Source organism: Siphonobacter sp. SORGH_AS_0500, assembly GCF_002838835.1.
Lineage (GTDB): Bacteria > Bacteroidota > Bacteroidia > Cytophagales > Spirosomataceae > Siphonobacter.
Window position 1 is genome coordinate 94128 of sequence record NZ_NHPP01000013.1, and the last position, 15498, is coordinate 109625.

Consider the following 15498-nt stretch of genomic DNA (forward strand, 5'->3'; position numbering starts at 1 on the left):
AGAATGAATCAGGTACAATGTTGGTACAGACAAAGTTAAACCGAAGCCGTTAGAATCGAAGCAGAAGTTTAGAAAAGGCTAAAAAAGCATTAGAAACCCCAACCCGTAGAGACGCGATTAGTCGCGTCTGGGCTAGAAATCGTGGTAATCCAACCCAGCAGTCACTCGGCAAAACCGAGCGACTGCCGAGAGCACCTCTACTCAAACAAAAAAAGACGCGATACAATCGACGTCTCTACTCTAAATGGTGTTTCTTAATGATCCAGTCCAGCAGTTTTTCGGTACTGCGTTTGGCAATCTGGTAGACCTCTTCAAAAGCCTCATCTGGTTCGTAATACGGATCGGGCAGGGAAGGAATACCGCGTGAAACCTCCACAAAGGGATCAAATTTTCGCAATAGAAAAACCTGTTCGTGCGAAGGATACGACCCACTGAATCGGTGCGACATGGCGTGAATGTTATCGAAATTCGAGTCATCCATGCCGATGATATAGTCAAAATCCGTAAAGTCTGATTTTCGCAATTGCTTGGCCCGGTGGTCTAGCTTTAGTCCGTGTGATTCAGCATTAGCACACGTCCGGCGATCAGGACGATTCCCAATCTCGTAGGTACTCGTCGCTGCCGAATCGCAGTAAATCTGATCCGTAAGGCCGCGATCTTCTACTGCTTTCTTAAACAAAGCCTCCGCTAGCGGAGACCGACAAATATTACCTAAACAAACAAAAAGGACTTTAACCATAAGCGTTTCTAGGTTTAGAGTTTTGGGTTTTGAGTTAGCAAATAGATGTTGAGACTAAAGGCTTTAACCATACTGATTATTGCGAGCATAATAACTCAAAACCCTAAACTCAAAACATTGCCAACTTATTCTACAGGATTCCCCTCTTCGTCTACGAGTACGAAAACTTCTTCGTTATCTTTCTTCATCATGTACTTCTCGCGGGCGAAGGTTTCCAGGGATGCGTCGGATTCGGTGATTTCCTGCCGCTCTTTATGGACACGGACGATTTCCTTTTCCATGAACTCTTTCTGAGCTTCCAGCTCCGAAAGCTCGTGGCTCATCTGATATTTTTTCAGCGGATTATAATCACTCAGGGCAATCAAAACGACCCAGATGGTGATCGCTATGACGGGAAATTTGGGAGGCCAGACGCGAAACATAGGCTGCTCAGAAAGTTAAAAATGAAAGCGTTACTTACTCTGTAAACGAAAAAAAGGGCTATGGGTTTAAGCCAATGCTCAAATCCATAGCCCTTCTCAGGTATTCTAATTAAAACGCTTTAATACCGGGGAAGTAAGCTGAATCGCCTAATTCTTCCTCGATGCGGATTAATTGATTGTATTTTGCCATACGGTCAGAACGAGAAGCAGAACCCGTTTTGATTTGACCCGTATTCAGAGCAACTGCTAAGTCAGCGATAGTTGCATCTTCCGTTTCACCTGAACGGTGAGACATGATGTTTTTATAGCTGTTACGCTTGCCTAAGTTAACAGTATCAATCGTTTCGGTTAACGAGCCAATTTGGTTTACTTTCACCAGAACGGCGTTCGCTACACCCTGCTCGATACCCATTTCCAGACGCTTCACGTTTGTTACGAATAAATCGTCACCCACTAACTGCGTTTTAGAACCGATGCTGTCAGTCAGAGCTTTCCAGCCAGCCCAATCGTCTTCGGCCATACCATCTTCAATGGAGATGATGGGGTATTTGTTCACCCACTCTGTCCAGTAAGAAACCAGCTCAGAAGAAGTTAATTCTTCTTTCGTTGATTTTTTGAAGATATACTTACCCGTTTCAGCGTTGTAAAGCTCAGATACAGCCGCATCCATAGCGATGAATACGTCTTCTCCTGGACGGTAACCCGCTTTTTCGATGGCTTGTAATACCGTTTCCAGTGCCTCTACGTTTGACTGGATGTTAGGAGCGAAACCACCTTCATCACCCACGTTCGTAGAGTAACCTTTTGATTTTAATACGCTTTTCAGGGCATGGAATACTTCCGTTCCCATACGGAGGGATTGCGAGAACGTTTCTGCTTTAGCAGGAACGACCATGAACTCCTGGAAGTCAATAGCGTTATCCGCGTGAGCACCACCGTTGATGATGTTCATCATCGGAACGGGCAACGTGTTCGCGTTTACGCCGCCGATGTAACGGAACAAGGGCAGACCTGCTTCCTGAGCAGCCGCTTTAGCAACGGCTAAAGATACGCCTAAGATGGCGTTAGCTCCCAATTTGCCTTTGTTTGCCGTACCGTCGAGTTCAATCATGATTTTATCAATCATGTTTTGCTCGAATACAGAAATACCAAGAATTTCAGGGTAGATCAGTTCGTTGACATTCTCAACGGCTTTCAATACACCTTTACCCAGGTATACTGACTTATCGTCATCGCGAAGTTCAACGGCCTCGTGTACGCCCGTAGAAGCTCCAGAGGGAACCGCCGCACGGCCTAAAAAGCCATTTTCAGTGCGAACGTCAACTTCAACGGTCGGATTTCCACGCGAATCCAGAATCTGGCGGGCGTGTACGTACTGAATCGTACTCATAGATAAAGAAAAGTTTATGGTTATTTCCTGTCTAAAAAAGGAATGAAAGAAAGGTAATCGGATGCTCTTTCTTTACTCCGCAAAATGCGTTGCAAAGTAACGCATTTTGCCAGTGGTCTGAAAGCCCTGAAAAATCAATTTTCCCAGGAAGCTTTTTTAATGCTCTGAATTGGAAGGCATGTCCACCGAATTTGGGCCTGTCTGATTCGAAATCAGCATTTTCAAATAATGCACCAGCATATCGAGTCCCTTTTGAAAATGATCATTATTAGGAATAACCAGATCGGCCTGAGCCCGGAAAGGTTTGATATACTTCTGGTACGTTGGTTTGACGTGGTGTTCCCAGCGATATAATACATCATTAATGTCGTAACCCCGCTCTTCCGAATCCCGGCGAATCCGGCGGTTGAGCTTGATTTTATTTTTAGCATCAATGAATACCTTCAAATCAAGCATGTTCGCAATTTCTTCGAAATAGAAAACGAAAATACCTTCTACCACAATAATCGGCGTAGACTTGAACGTCAGCATCGCCGGAATAAGGTCGGGATTATTAAAGGTGTATTCTAATTTCTGAACGTCCTTGCCTTCCCGTAAGTCGTGAATATGCTGGGCATATTGTTGAAAATCAATGGACTCGGGTAAGTCAAAATTATGAACCCCGTGGCGGTCCAGTGGAATTTCGTGCCGCGGGCGATAGTAATTATCCTGAGAAATTAAGGTGATTTCTTCCTGTGGAAAAGCCGATAAAAGGCTTTTCAAAAACAACGTTTTACCTGACGCACTACCACCAGTAATGCCAACAATGAAAGGTTTTTGCGACTGCATGTATTGTGGATTTCCGGTGCAAAAATACGCAACATTTACATAAGCCACGCGACAGCATTTGAAAAGCTGGTTTTATAACCCTGATTTTCAGATTCCGTGCACTTAATACTTTTCCCGAATCTGGGTCAAAATTCGTTCCATATCGCGGCGAATTTCGCTGGTAGGGCGGTTAAAGTTATTGTTCATAAAACTGAATAACAACGTCTTCCCACTTTTAGTCAGTAAGTATCCGCTCAGGTTATAAATGCCTGATAAAGAACCTGTTTTGGCAAAAATGAAGGGCTTCCCGTCGGCGGATTTATACGCATTTTTTATGGATCCGGCCTGGCCGCCAATGGCTAGTAAAGGGAAAATTCGCTCGGTTGGATATTCGGTGTACATTTTTTCCAACAGACGAATGATGCTTCTGGGCGTAAAGAGGTTATACCGCGAAAGCCCGGAGCCATCGGCCCAGTTGGGGCGATCAGGTAAATCGGTCAGGTGATTTTTGAGGACGTAATCAATGGCGGTTTTGCTTTGAAAAGGCTGCTCTATTTTCGAACAAACAAGCATGAGAATTTGCTCAGCCACGAAGTTATCGGAAGGTTGCAGCATGTGTTTGTAAAGCGTATCCACCGAAATGGAGGAAAGACTTTGATACACTTTGGTAGAAAATGAGGGTAATAAAGTTACCCGTTTATGCAAAGTATCGCTTACGAGTTGAGTGGTTAATACAGACGAAGTCTGAAAAGGTACGTGCTGTTCAAAATGAGCAGGCACTACACCAGAAGTACCCGTGAACTGATTACTCATCCAGTCACGACGAACCTGGAATGTAGCATGGCTGGTGTCTTTTTCAAGTATGAATGATTGGGGAATAACGTTAATCGCTAGTTTATCGGAAGCCAAGAAACGAACCACGTTGCCATAGACGGATAAGGCACTGATTTCGGGCTGGTAATAATCCTGGTAATCATTCCAGGCCCAGCCGCTACCAAAGGGTCTTTGAGGGAAATGACCCGGCCAGTAAAACAGCTTTTCCGGGCGGCGGGCTAAAAATTCCAGAGCTTTACTGCTGGGAACATTGACGTTTAGTAATGTCGGGTCGCCCGTTCCCCAAAAAATCAGAGAATCATTTCGAACGAGGTACCGCAGAGCTTCTACCGAATCGCCCAGCGTTTTAAGTCCGGCATAAAAAGTAAAAAGTTTGGTATTGGAAGCGGGGACAAAGTAACGTTCGGCGTTGTGGGCATAAAGCGTCTGCTTTCGGTCGGGGTCGTAGAGCATAAGCCCAGCGTGGTGATTTCCAAACGTAACCGAAGTCCAGAGTGAATCCAGGTTTTTCAGGGAAGAGGTTCGCTTGCTCACGGAACAGGAAGTCAGCGAAAGCGTGAGGACTACCGAACTGATAATGACTAGTAACTTCATAGGAACAGAAAGGGGAAGCCACTGACTTCCCCGATTCATTTATTGAGTAATAACGATGCGTTTGGTAATGACTTCAGATTCGGAAACAAAGCGTAACAAATACGTTCCGGCGGGCATTGAAGTTAGCTCCAGTCTTTCCCGTAACGACCCCGGTTGCTTGGCGGTTTTCTGATAAACGGCTTGTCCCATGATGTTTGTCACACTGATATCGACCGATTTAACCGAAGCCGGAAACTCGGCATCGATCAGGAAACGACCGTACTGACTGGGGTTGGGGGAAACCTGAATAGTGGTTTGCGTAAGGGTTGGTTCGGTCGAAGTAATGATGGGTTTTGTCTTCTGAATGTATAGGTTATCAATGGCCCAGCCCCAGCCGTGTGAAAGCTGATCGGCAAAAAGGCGGAATCGAACCAATACCTGCTGGCCGGGGCTGAAGTAACCCGATCCAACCATGTTGATCTCGCGGCTTTTGTAGAGTCCTGCTGTTCCGGCAAAAGTGGAGTTGGTTACGTTTGTTCCGTTGACATTAACTTGCTCTGTTTTGGAATTATAACCCGTTAACCATTGATTATTAGCTCGGGCATCCCAGCCATCCTGAAAAGGCCTCCAGGTTTTTCCGCCATCGCTGGAGCCTTCCACCACTACGTAATCATAGAAACTGCTACTGCCAAAAACGGAACCGTCTTCGCCGGGTTCAACCAGACAGATTTCATCGAAACGAATGAACGGATCCTGATCACTCAGGCGAATGGGTTTGAGTAAGGTATAAGTGTAATTAGCCTCATAACCCTGAGATTCGGGCCCGTCTTTGTAAGGGTGATCCGAGTGAATGGCTCCGTCGGTGAAACCCGTAGGGGTGGCGATGCTGAAATTCGTACCTGTAAAATCGCTACTGGCTGTAGTGGCGTTAAAGTCATTGACATACTCGGTTACGGCTGCCGAAATTCCCGCTACGTTCACTGTATAATAACCCGTCGAAGGAGCGTAACCCACGTTGCGGGCTTTCGAACGATCACGGGCTACGATGCGGTATTCAATCTTATCACCGCCCTTCAAACTCCCCGCTCCGAAGGTCATGGCTCCTACGGCGTAAATGTTATTGGAACGAATACCATTGGTTACGTAATAACCCAACCGGGGCATTGGCACTGAAGGGCGAGCCACACCATTCACCCGATATTCAATGTAAGTGGTATCAATGCCAAAACTAAAATCATCAAATACATCTGCATCAACAATCAGCGAGTCTGTAGAAGATAAAATGGATGTTTGCGGAGCGTGCGTGATGGTGGGAGGCGTATTATCAGTACCAATTTTGAATGTCCAGAAAGCCCGGCTGGGAGCTTCGGCGGGACTGCTAAAGGTGCGGTTAGGATAACCCGCTTCCGTCGTTGAAATCCAGTAACGAATCGTCCGGGCCTGACTCGAAGCCGGGAGGTTTGCCGTATAGGTGTTTCCTGATTGAGTCATGGGAACCGTAGTGGCGTTGGCCCGAGTCGTGTCGTTAATGGTATAGGAAAGGCGGACGGGGCCTACGACCGATGTATCACTGACCACCTGAGCCGTAAATGCAATGGGTTGTCCGAGTAAATCTTCCGAATCCGTTAATCGATTATGCAGAATGGATGTTGATTTCCAGCCCATTTCCGTGAACATGTTTCGTACAATCGGGCCAGGGTTCTGGTTGACTTCTCCACGGGCCAAATTCGGCGTCATTAACGCATTGGAAGTGCCCGTTAGATAGGTGGTTTCGTCCAAATGTGAGATACTGGAACCTACGCTGTAAGAAGTCGGAGCGTATAACTTAGGCTTGGTACCTCCGTTCTGAGCATTAGCAATCGGGCTGTCAAAAAAGAGATTTCGTCCCGTTACCTGACTGTATAACTGGGTCGATGGATTACTGAAAACACTCGTATTAATCAGTTGCTGATTGTTCGCATTTTTGATGTAATGATCAAAAACACGGGGATAGCCATAATTCGAATCATCTCCCCACATGGCCAGGCTATTGTTGGCATAAAAAGAGCTGGTAAAACCCAGTCCATGCCCCAACTCATGCGTTACTACAGTAACAAAATCCTGCCGACCTGCCGAACCATTCGTGGCTCCATCCGTTCCCAGATACCAGTTTACGGCTTTATTGCTGTTAAACTCACAGTAAATATCAGGCTGGTTCCCGTTCAGGCTCTGCCGGGCCAGTTTTTCAGCCAGAGCAATGGGGTAAGCGGTGTTGGTTTTAGTGGCTCCCTGAAATCCAGTCACGTATGAATAGGGGCGAGCTCCACCCAGTATAATCGAGCCGTTGGAGCCACTTCCTAAATCCGTCCAGACGGCATACACGCGAATAGGCACGGGCGAAATGATGATGGATTTCCAGATTTCAACGGCTTGTTGAAAAGCAACGCGGGCACTATCCGAAAAACCCACGTATTCCACCGTAAACTCGGACGTAGTAGCGGTGGTGCGGCCTCCGCGTTTTCTTAAAAATTCGGGTGGGGGGCCAATGCGGCTATCGGCCTGCCCTGTGGAGTAACAAACCGTCTTATCTGCGGGTAAAAAAATCAGATCTGAAGAAGATTTAGTGCGAATATTTTTCGGTTGAGGCAATTCCTTCTGGGCCCAGGTTAAACTGCCAATCAAAAGAAAAGGTATTAGTAAAAGTTTTTTCATAGCGACAGGATCGTAATCAAGTAAAAATACAAAATGCAGTATGGAATAATAGGAAATCCTTAAAATAAAGTCATGGACTAAAAGGGGTTCGGAACAAAGGTGTATTCCGATTAAATAACTACTCATAACTAAAGCAATTTGAAATAGCTCAGCCAGCCGTGAAACCCGACTCAGGTTTTGTTATTTTTGAGCACAATAATGGATTGAAACGCCACCAGCGTTGATTTTATCAGAAGTATGACGATTGACGAGATACTAAAACAGGTTTGGGAATATGACGAATTCCGGCCCTTGCAGCGGGACATAGTAACGTCCGTTTTGGAGGGGCACGATGTGCTGGCTTTAATGCCGACGGGTGGTGGAAAGTCTCTGTGTTTTCAGGTTCCGGCTTTGGCCCGGGAAGGCCTCTGTTTGGTTATTTCGCCATTAATTGCCCTAATGAAAGATCAGGTCGAGAATCTTCGCAAACGGGGCATTAATGCTCAGGCAGTGTTTTCGGGCATGAGTTACCGTCAGATTGATCATACACTGGATGCCTGCATTTATAATGACGTCAAGTTTCTCTACGTTTCGCCCGAACGCCTTCGCACGGAGCTATTCAGGGTACGGGCTAAAATGATGAAGATTAACCTCATCGCTGTCGATGAAGCCCATTGCGTCTCTGCCTGGGGGTATGATTTTCGTCCGCCCTATCTCCAAATCGCCGAGTTCCGGGAGATGTTTCCAAACGTTCCACTGATCGCCTTAACCGCCACGGCCACGCGGGAAGTGAAGGCCGATATTATTCAAAAACTGACGTTAAAGAACGAGCGGGTTTTTCAGCAGAGCTTTGCTCGCCCTAATTTATCGTATTCGGTGATTATGACGGAAGATAAGGAAGTGCGACTGAAGAAAATTCTGGACAATGTGTCTGGAAGTTCCGTTATCTACGTTCGCAATCGCCGCCGGACGCAGTTGATCGCCAATGAGTTAATGCGACAGGGAATTTCGGCAACCTTTTACCATGCGGGCTTAAGTACGTCGGATCGGCATACGCGACAGGATGCCTGGGTAAAGGGTCGGGTACGGGTAATGGTGGCGACAAATGCCTTCGGAATGGGAATCGACAAGCCCGAAGTACGTACGGTTATTCACGTCGATTTACCGGACACGTTGGAAGCTTATTTTCAGGAAGCAGGCCGGGCTGGACGCGATGGGGAAAAGGCCTATGCCGTAGCTTTAGTGGCCCCGGCGGATGGGAAAGAACTCATCAAGCAAGTCGAACAGCAATACCCTGATCTGGATTTTGTGCGGCGGGTGTATCAGTGCCTGGCTAACTACTTCCGGCTGGCCATTGGCGTGGGTGAGGGGAGTAGCTATGATTTTGATTTGACTGATTTTCAGTCTACGTTCGGACTGGCTACGACGGATACGTATTATGCTCTAAAGTTGCTGGAAAGCGAAGGATTTATTCAGATGAGCGAATCCTATAATAATCCTTCACGCTTACATTTTCTGATTAACAGTCGGGAGTTATACGATTTCCAGGTTCGGAACGAACGCTTTGATGCCTTTACCAAGCTGTTACTTCGGATGTACGGCGGGGGTATTTTCACTGATTATGTAATCATTTCGGAAACCGCTATTGCCAAGGTATTTCTGGTAACTGAAGCCGAAGTACGAAACCTGCTGTATCGGCTGGCAGAAATGAACATTATTGAATATGATCCTCAAAAAACGAAGCCTCAACTCACGTTTTTAACGGCTCGTTATGACGCAGCGGCTTTACCACTTTCCAAAAAGGATATTGCGGCCCGAAAAGATCGGGACTTAGATAAGGTACATTCCGTTATTAATTACGCTTACCATACCAACCGTTGCCGAACCCAGGTTTTACTGGAATATTTCGATGAAAAAACGGATTACGAATGCGGCATTTGCGATCATTGCCTGGCCCGAAAGAAAGCCCGGCAAGCTAGAACGGGAGATTCGCAGGAAAAACAAAGAATTCTCGACTATTTAGCCAACGGAGCCATTACAATTCAGCAATTAGTCAGTCATTTTGCTCCTAAAAACGAAAATGGATTTCTGTTAACCGTTCGTGAATTGGTTAGTGATGAACTCATTGGCTATGACGCTTTGGGTAATTTGTATCTAAAATAAAAACGAGGCCGTTCATGAACGGCCTCGTTTTTATAGATGCTTTTTCCTGAGTTATAAATCTAAGGTATAAGCAATGCCTAGGTTAAACTGAATGAACTTTGAACCAAAGGTATCTCCCCCTAAATCACGAGCTCCTTTTTTGTTCAGTAGTAAATTATAATCTCCTTCCAGAAAAACAGCCAGATTTTGTGGGAGCTTATACTGAACCCCCATCTTAGGAGCAAAGCCAAAAAATGATTCAGACTCCGATTGCTTATTGACCGAAACGCTTGCTAAGTATAAACCTGCTTTCAACCCTACATAAGGCCGAAGCGGACCATCGATAAAAAAATATTCGATTTTGGGTGTAAATGGAATTAACCTCTCCTTAACCGTGTAAGTGCCGGCCCAGCCATAATCCAGCGTAGCTTTGAGGTCAATAAGCTCGCCTCCAACCCCGCTGCCAGGTTGGGTGAAAGGAAATACCGGGCCTGTATTCCTCCGCCGAAACTGTTTTTGGCCCCTACTTCTTTAGGGGTAGGAATTGCATAGGCACCATGCACGCCTACCTGTAACTGAGCCTGTACATGTTGAATGCTCACTGAAAACAGAAATAGAGCAACTACTTTCGAAAAAAACTTCATAAAGAAAGATAAAGATTGGTTGACGGAAGTATGTACGAAAAAGTATTAATCAGAGGATAGAAAAATATAAAAATCATTATTTTCACCTGTAGCTGACGTAAGCCTTGATCTGTACTTAATAGAAAATATTCTTTTGGTTAAATGCAACACTAAACTCCTTCTTAGCGTCTTTAGCCAGTGCCTGATACAATAGATAAGAAATTATTAACACATTTTAACGAATCTTTTAGTTAATAAACTAATATATTCGTTTCAAATAACGAGTACGCTGTCCTTCACAACCTATCCTTTCCGCATGCGACACCTTCTACTGAGTGCCTGCTTCATTCTTTGTGCCTGTATGGTTGAAGCTCAAACCCGATTATCCATCAAGGGGCGAGCCGTAGATACCACCAGCACAGCCCTGCCTTTTACCACCGTTATGTTATTAACGCCCAAAGATTCGGCTCTGGTAAGTTATGCCCGGGCGGATGAAAATGGTCGTTTTGAATTAAAAAATGCCAAACGTGGCACGTACCTTCTGAAAATGTCCTACACGGGTTACTTACCCTTTCAGACGGAAGTAACTCCCGCCGAAGGAGCCGTAACGGATTTAGGTGATTTGAAAATGAAGCCTATTTCCAAAGAGCTTTTTGAAGTCGTGGTGAAAACGGCGAAAGCTCCGCTGAATATTCGGGGCGATACGATAGAATATAATGCCAGTTCCTTCAAAGTGCCACCCGGATCAACGGTGGAAGATTTATTACGTCGATTACCCGGCTTCCAGGTCGAGCAGGATGGAAGCATCCGGGCTCAGGGACAGGAAGTAAAACGGGTGACGGTGGATGGAAAAAATTTCTTCGGCGGCGATCCCAAGACGGCTACCAAGAACCTGAATGCCGAAGCCATTGATAAAGTGCAGGTCTATACCAGCAAAACCGAGCAGGCAAAAGCCACCGGTATTGACGATGGCAAGAAGGAAAAAACGGTGAACCTGGCTTTGAAAGAAGAATTCAAAAAAGGCGGCTTTGGTAAAATTAAAGCTGGTGTAGGTACTGACCAGCGGGTAGATGTGCGGGGAAACTATAATAAATTCAACGATAAGCAGCAGTTCGCTGTCGTGGCTTCGGGCAATAACATCAATCAGTCGGGTATGTCCTGGGATGATCGTCAGGATTTTTATGGTAGCTCGCTGTTCCGCTGGGATGAAACCGATTTTGGTTTTGGGGGCGGTATCACCAGTGGCGGTAACAGCGGTGATGGAATCATCATGCAGGGGGGGAACATTATCATTATGAACGGCGGCGGCGGTAATGACCGTGGTTTTAATAATACGTATTCGGGTGGGGTTAACTATAATTTCGAAACTAAAAAGCGGAAGTTTACGTCGAATTATTACTTCAATCAGCGTCGCAACTGGACCAATCAAATCATTAACCGCCAGAGTATTTTGTCGGATAACGCCTTTGAAACCGACAGCCGTTCCAACGAACATACCCAGAATGATAACCACAAAGTTCAGGTACGTTACGAGGATAATCTGGATTCGCTTAATACGCTGATCGTCCTGGCAAACGGAACAATTAACAATTCTTCTTACTCACAGGACTTATCGCAGCAAAACCGTCGTTCGGCTACGCAGTTAACCAACCGAACTACTCAGGATAACGGTAACTCAGCCCTGACGTTGAATCTTTCCGGCTCGGCCTTGTACCGCCGGAAGTTCAAAACCAAAGGCAAGAGCTTCGCTGCCAGTGTTTCTTATCTATTAAATAACGGCAATTCGGATGCAGAACAGCGTTCGCTGAACGAGTTCTTTGACCCAACCACGGGTACACCTTTATTTTCCCGCCAACTCAATCTGCTTAATGCCAACCGCAACCGTCAGAATCAGATTCGTAGCAGTTTATCATACGTACAGCCCATTAGTAAGCGGGTATTCTGGGAGAGTTTCTACAACTTCGGTGTTCGTAGTGATAAAGTAGACCGTGACGTGTTTAACCAATTGGAAGGAAATCTTCGTAATGATTCTCTGAGCCGTTATTACACGAACCAAATTATGCATAACCGGGCGGGTTCGGGGCTTCGTTATAATTACAAAGGCACCAATATCAGTGCAGGGTTTGCGGCTATCAATATGAATATCGCTGGTAAATTTTCAGCCGATCAGAGCTCTCCGAACGTCATGGAAGTCAACCGGAATTATACCATCGTGGTGCCGGGTGTAAGTTTCAATATGGACATGAAAAACAATCGGTACTTATACGCCGAGTACGCCGGAAACGTGGAGCAGCCTTCCATTCGGGATTTGCAGCCGATTATCGACTACTCGAATCCTTTGTACATCTCGCAGGGAAATCCTAATTTGAAACCAACGGTCAACCATGAAGCCTACGCGGGATATCAGTATTTTAATCCTTCTTCGTTTACACGGTTCTTTGGCAATATCAATTACAACTATGCAGTAAATCAAGTCGTTTATAACCAGACCATTGATTCTCTGCTGGTCACCAGAACCCGCCCAGCTAACGTATCGGGAGGACAGCGATTTGGAACGTATCTGAATGTAGGTTTTCCGCTCAAGAAAAATAAGGCCAACATCAGTTTCAACACCAACATTAACTTTAATCGTAATTATACCCTGATTAACGACATAGAAAACCGGACGAATAACAATAGCTATAATTGGGGTACGAATCTGGAATTAACGCCAAGCGAGAAGTTTACGTTCTATGGGAATGCCAATTGGAGTTATAGCAATGTGAGGTATTCGATTAATACTACCCAGAATCAAAAAATCTGGAATCAGAGTTATAGCGGTCAAATGAACGTAAAACTGCCCTGGGAGGCGTACTTCAATGCTACGTTTGACTACCGGCTTTATAAGAATGATCGTTTCGGTTTAAATCAGAACATTCCGATTCTGAATCTGGCGGTATATAAGTTACTGGGTAAGGCTAAGAAGTCAGAAGTACGTCTTTCGGCATATGACTTGTTCCGCAGAAACTTGGGCATTACGCAGGGAGCTTCGGGTAACTACTTCACGCAGACGCGGGTGGAAACGATTACCCGTTATTTCATGCTAAGCTACACCTACAACATGCGGGGTGTGAAGGCGAATATGCGTCGCAATAATGGATTTTAATCAGATTACACATTAACCAAATCTGTCGATGAAAAAGAAATTACTGGTTGTATTCGGTTGGCTCATGGTCATGTGTACGTATGCACAGGCTCAGGAACTGGAGGGAACCGTGACTTACGAGCGAAGTACGAGTTATACGAAAATGGTCGCTAAACTCCCTTATTTGAGTCAGGAAGAAAAAGATCGGGCGAAGATGATGTGGGGGAATGAAGAGGGGGATAAGCAGAAAATGAAATTGACGTTTACACCCGATCAAAGCCTCTACACCTACATCGGAGAACAAGGGGAGACGGATGACGGTCGATGGTCCTGGCGGCAGTCTGATTACGTTATTCAGCGAAATTTCGAAAAGCAAACCTTAACAGAGCTTCAGGAATTTGCGGGTAAAACCTATATCATTCAGGATTCCCTAAAAGCCCCCAAGTGGAAAGTGTTGAACCAGTTGAAAGACATCGCGGGCCACATTTGCATGAAGGCAGAAACGGAAGACCTTGTGAAAAACCAGAAGATTATTGCCTGGTTTGCCGACGATATTCCTGTATCAGTAGGCCCTGAGCGGATGTACGGTTTACCCGGAATTATTCTGGAACTGGATTATAACGATGGCGTGAGCGTGATCACGGCTACTAAAGTCGAAATGAAGAAAGTCGATCCTAAAGAGCTAGCTTTACCGAAAATGAAAGGGAAGAAAATCAATATGGCCGATCACGATCGCATCATTAAAGAGCATATCAAAGACAGCATAGGAGCCAGGCGAAATCCTTACTGGGGAGTTAACCTGTGGAATTAAGTCAGTAAATTCAGTTAAGGATACAAAAAGAGCAAAGCCATTTGACTTTGCTCTTTTTCGTAATTATTCGATTTCTACCACGACTCCATCGCTGAGCGGGTGTGCCACGCAGGTTAACACAAAACCCGAGGCAATTTCCTGAGGGGTAAGGCCGTCTTCTTCGTCCATCATTACTTTGCCCGACTGACAACGACCCATGCAGGCCGTGCACATACCCGCCTGACAGGAATAGGGCAGGTCAATATCCATTTCAAGGCCCGCTTCCAGAATGGTCTGGTGTGGTTTTACCTCTACTTTATATTCCGCTCCTTCGTAAATAATAGTTACTTCGCGAGCTTTGAGTTTGCTGTCATCTTCCTCTTCTACCACTTCGCCATGGGTGTCTTTTGAAGGTGCAAAACTTTCTTTATGTACTTGTTCTTTGGGGACTTTCAGAATCGTTAAGGCGTTCTGAACTTCTTCCATCATACCGTCGGGGCCACAGAGGTAATACTCCGCAGCGGGAACTTTAATACCCGTTTCATCGAGTAGACGAATGGCCGCCTGCTGATTGATACGACCCGTACGTTCAGACCAGCTTTTGGGCTGACTTAAGATGTGAATTACTTCCAGACGGTTGCCGTATTCTTCCTGTAACTGCGAAAGCTGATCGCGGAAGATGATATTCGTTTCGGTGCGACTGCCGTAGAAAAGCGTAACCTTCGCCTGAGGCTCGGCGGGTAATGCCGTTTTTAGCATTGACATCAAAGGCGTTACGCCACTGCCTGCTCCGAAAAAGACTAAATGACGTCCTTTGTCGCCACCCCCAAAAGAAAACAACGATTTACTTTTAGCAGGCTTAGGTTCATAGACGAAATGACCCATGGGCTCCATGACTTCGATGACATCCCCCGCTTTTACGTGATCGTTGAGGTAATTCGAAACCTGTCCGTTAGGCAGACGCTTCACCGTCACCGCAATGGACGCATCTTTCGTTGGAGAGCTGGACATCGAGTAAGCCCGGCGAAGTTTCTTCCCTTCAACGGTTACGATTAACGTCAGGAATTGACCAGCCTTGTATGGAATGGTTGCATGCGGCGGATGCCAGAAATGTATGGTAACGGTATCTTCCGTTTCACGAACGACTTCTTTAACCGTTAAATGAAAATACTTGCTCATTGTATCGGATCATAACCAGGGCTTTTACTGGTTATTAATAAGGAAAAAAGACTAAATCGGATGCTTTCCTTAGGAAAGTGTTACAAAGGTAAGAGAGCCTACGAAAAAACCCGTCCATCCGGGACGGGTTTAGAAGTTTACAGTTCTTGGTTTACGGTCTTCAGTTAAAAATGTAAACGTTTTGTTGTTTTGAGTTAATGAATCG

Annotated in this window: 12 protein-coding genes; 3 read left to right on the forward strand and 9 right to left on the reverse strand. The window is 45.6% G+C overall.

The window, feature by feature from the left end; translation table 11 throughout:
• Positions 1-235: 235 nt before the first annotated feature.
• From BWI96_RS15610 to BWI96_RS15635, 6 genes are all read right to left on the reverse strand, one after another.
• Positions 236-739 (reverse strand): low molecular weight protein-tyrosine-phosphatase, encoded by a 504-nt coding sequence (locus BWI96_RS15610; protein ID WP_106637478.1) that lies wholly within the window; start codon positions 737-739, stop codon positions 236-238.
• Between the two features lie 125 nt (positions 740-864).
• Entirely contained in the window at positions 865-1161 is a 297-nt protein-coding gene (locus BWI96_RS15615) for a septum formation initiator family protein (RefSeq protein WP_106637479.1), read from the reverse strand.
• Between the two features lie 109 nt (positions 1162-1270).
• On the reverse strand, positions 1271-2551 hold the full coding sequence (eno, locus tag BWI96_RS15620) for a phosphopyruvate hydratase (RefSeq protein WP_106637480.1): 1281 nt from the start codon (positions 2549-2551) through the stop codon (positions 1271-1273).
• 156 nt (positions 2552-2707) lie between these two features.
• Complete coding sequence (gene udk / locus BWI96_RS15625) at positions 2708-3379, reverse strand: uridine kinase (RefSeq protein WP_106637481.1); 672 nt, start codon at positions 3377-3379, stop codon at positions 2708-2710.
• A 102-nt stretch (positions 3380-3481) separates the two neighbouring features.
• Positions 3482-4786: a D-alanyl-D-alanine carboxypeptidase/D-alanyl-D-alanine-endopeptidase gene (dacB, locus tag BWI96_RS15630; protein ID WP_157830387.1), complete on the reverse strand. Its 1305-nt coding sequence runs from the start codon at positions 4784-4786 to the stop codon at positions 3482-3484.
• 39 nt (positions 4787-4825) lie between these two features.
• Positions 4826-7456 (reverse strand): T9SS type A sorting domain-containing protein, encoded by a 2631-nt coding sequence (locus BWI96_RS15635; protein WP_157830388.1) that lies wholly within the window; start codon positions 7454-7456, stop codon positions 4826-4828.
• Positions 7457-7693: 237 nt separating this feature from the next.
• Here BWI96_RS15635 and BWI96_RS15640 point away from each other — a divergent pair, with 237 nt between their 5' ends.
• Entirely contained in the window at positions 7694-9598 is a 1905-nt protein-coding gene (locus tag BWI96_RS15640) for an ATP-dependent DNA helicase RecQ (RefSeq protein WP_106637484.1), read from the forward strand.
• Between the two features lie 51 nt (positions 9599-9649).
• Here BWI96_RS15640 and BWI96_RS15645 read toward each other — a convergent pair whose 3' ends face one another.
• Positions 9650-10018: an outer membrane beta-barrel protein gene (locus BWI96_RS15645; protein WP_106637485.1), complete on the reverse strand. Its 369-nt coding sequence runs from the start codon at positions 10016-10018 to the stop codon at positions 9650-9652.
• Positions 9955-10221: a hypothetical protein gene (locus tag BWI96_RS15650; RefSeq protein WP_106637486.1), complete on the reverse strand. Its 267-nt coding sequence runs from the start codon at positions 10219-10221 to the stop codon at positions 9955-9957. The genes BWI96_RS15645 and BWI96_RS15650 overlap by 64 nt, the downstream gene beginning before the upstream one ends.
• 295 nt (positions 10222-10516) lie before the next feature.
• On the opposite strand from BWI96_RS15650, the gene BWI96_RS15655 reads away from it, so the two are divergent.
• Together BWI96_RS15655 and BWI96_RS15660 are read left to right on the forward strand one after the other, a co-directional pair.
• Positions 10517-13345: an outer membrane beta-barrel protein gene (locus BWI96_RS15655; RefSeq protein WP_106637487.1), complete on the forward strand. Its 2829-nt coding sequence runs from the start codon at positions 10517-10519 to the stop codon at positions 13343-13345.
• Positions 13346-13373: 28 nt separating this feature from the next.
• Positions 13374-14135 (forward strand): GLPGLI family protein, encoded by a 762-nt coding sequence (locus BWI96_RS15660; RefSeq protein WP_106637488.1) that lies wholly within the window; start codon positions 13374-13376, stop codon positions 14133-14135.
• A 63-nt stretch (positions 14136-14198) separates the two neighbouring features.
• Here BWI96_RS15660 and BWI96_RS15665 read toward each other — a convergent pair whose 3' ends face one another.
• Entirely contained in the window at positions 14199-15293 is a 1095-nt protein-coding gene (locus BWI96_RS15665) for a ferredoxin--NADP reductase (protein WP_106637489.1), read from the reverse strand.
• Between the last annotated feature and the right edge of the window lie 205 nt (positions 15294-15498).

Bases quoted from the DNA above. Each gene is read 5' to 3' on its own strand.
- BWI96_RS15610 (WP_106637478.1), bottom strand. From the start codon at position 739: ATGGTTAAAGTCCTTTTTGTTTGTTTAGGTAATATTTGTCGGTCTCCG.
- BWI96_RS15615 (WP_106637479.1), bottom strand. From the start codon at position 1,161: ATGTTTCGCGTCTGGCCTCCCAAATTTCCCGTCATAGCGATCACCATC.
- eno (WP_106637480.1), bottom strand. From the start codon at position 2,551: ATGAGTACGATTCAGTACGTACACGCCCGCCAGATTCTGGATTCGCGT.
- udk (WP_106637481.1), bottom strand. From the start codon at position 3,379: ATGCAGTCGCAAAAACCTTTCATTGTTGGCATTACTGGTGGTAGTGCG.
- dacB (WP_157830387.1), bottom strand. From the start codon at position 4,786: ATGAAGTTACTAGTCATTATCAGTTCGGTAGTCCTCACGCTTTCGCTG.
- BWI96_RS15635 (WP_157830388.1), bottom strand. From the start codon at position 7,456: ATGAAAAAACTTTTACTAATACCTTTTCTTTTGATTGGCAGTTTAACC.
- BWI96_RS15640 (WP_106637484.1), top strand. From the start codon at position 7,694: ATGACGATTGACGAGATACTAAAACAGGTTTGGGAATATGACGAATTC.
- BWI96_RS15650 (WP_106637486.1), bottom strand. From the start codon at position 10,221: ATGAAGTTTTTTTCGAAAGTAGTTGCTCTATTTCTGTTTTCAGTGAGC.
- BWI96_RS15655 (WP_106637487.1), top strand. From the start codon at position 10,517: ATGCGACACCTTCTACTGAGTGCCTGCTTCATTCTTTGTGCCTGTATG.
- BWI96_RS15660 (WP_106637488.1), top strand. From the start codon at position 13,374: ATGAAAAAGAAATTACTGGTTGTATTCGGTTGGCTCATGGTCATGTGT.
- BWI96_RS15665 (WP_106637489.1), bottom strand. From the start codon at position 15,293: ATGAGCAAGTATTTTCATTTAACGGTTAAAGAAGTCGTTCGTGAAACG.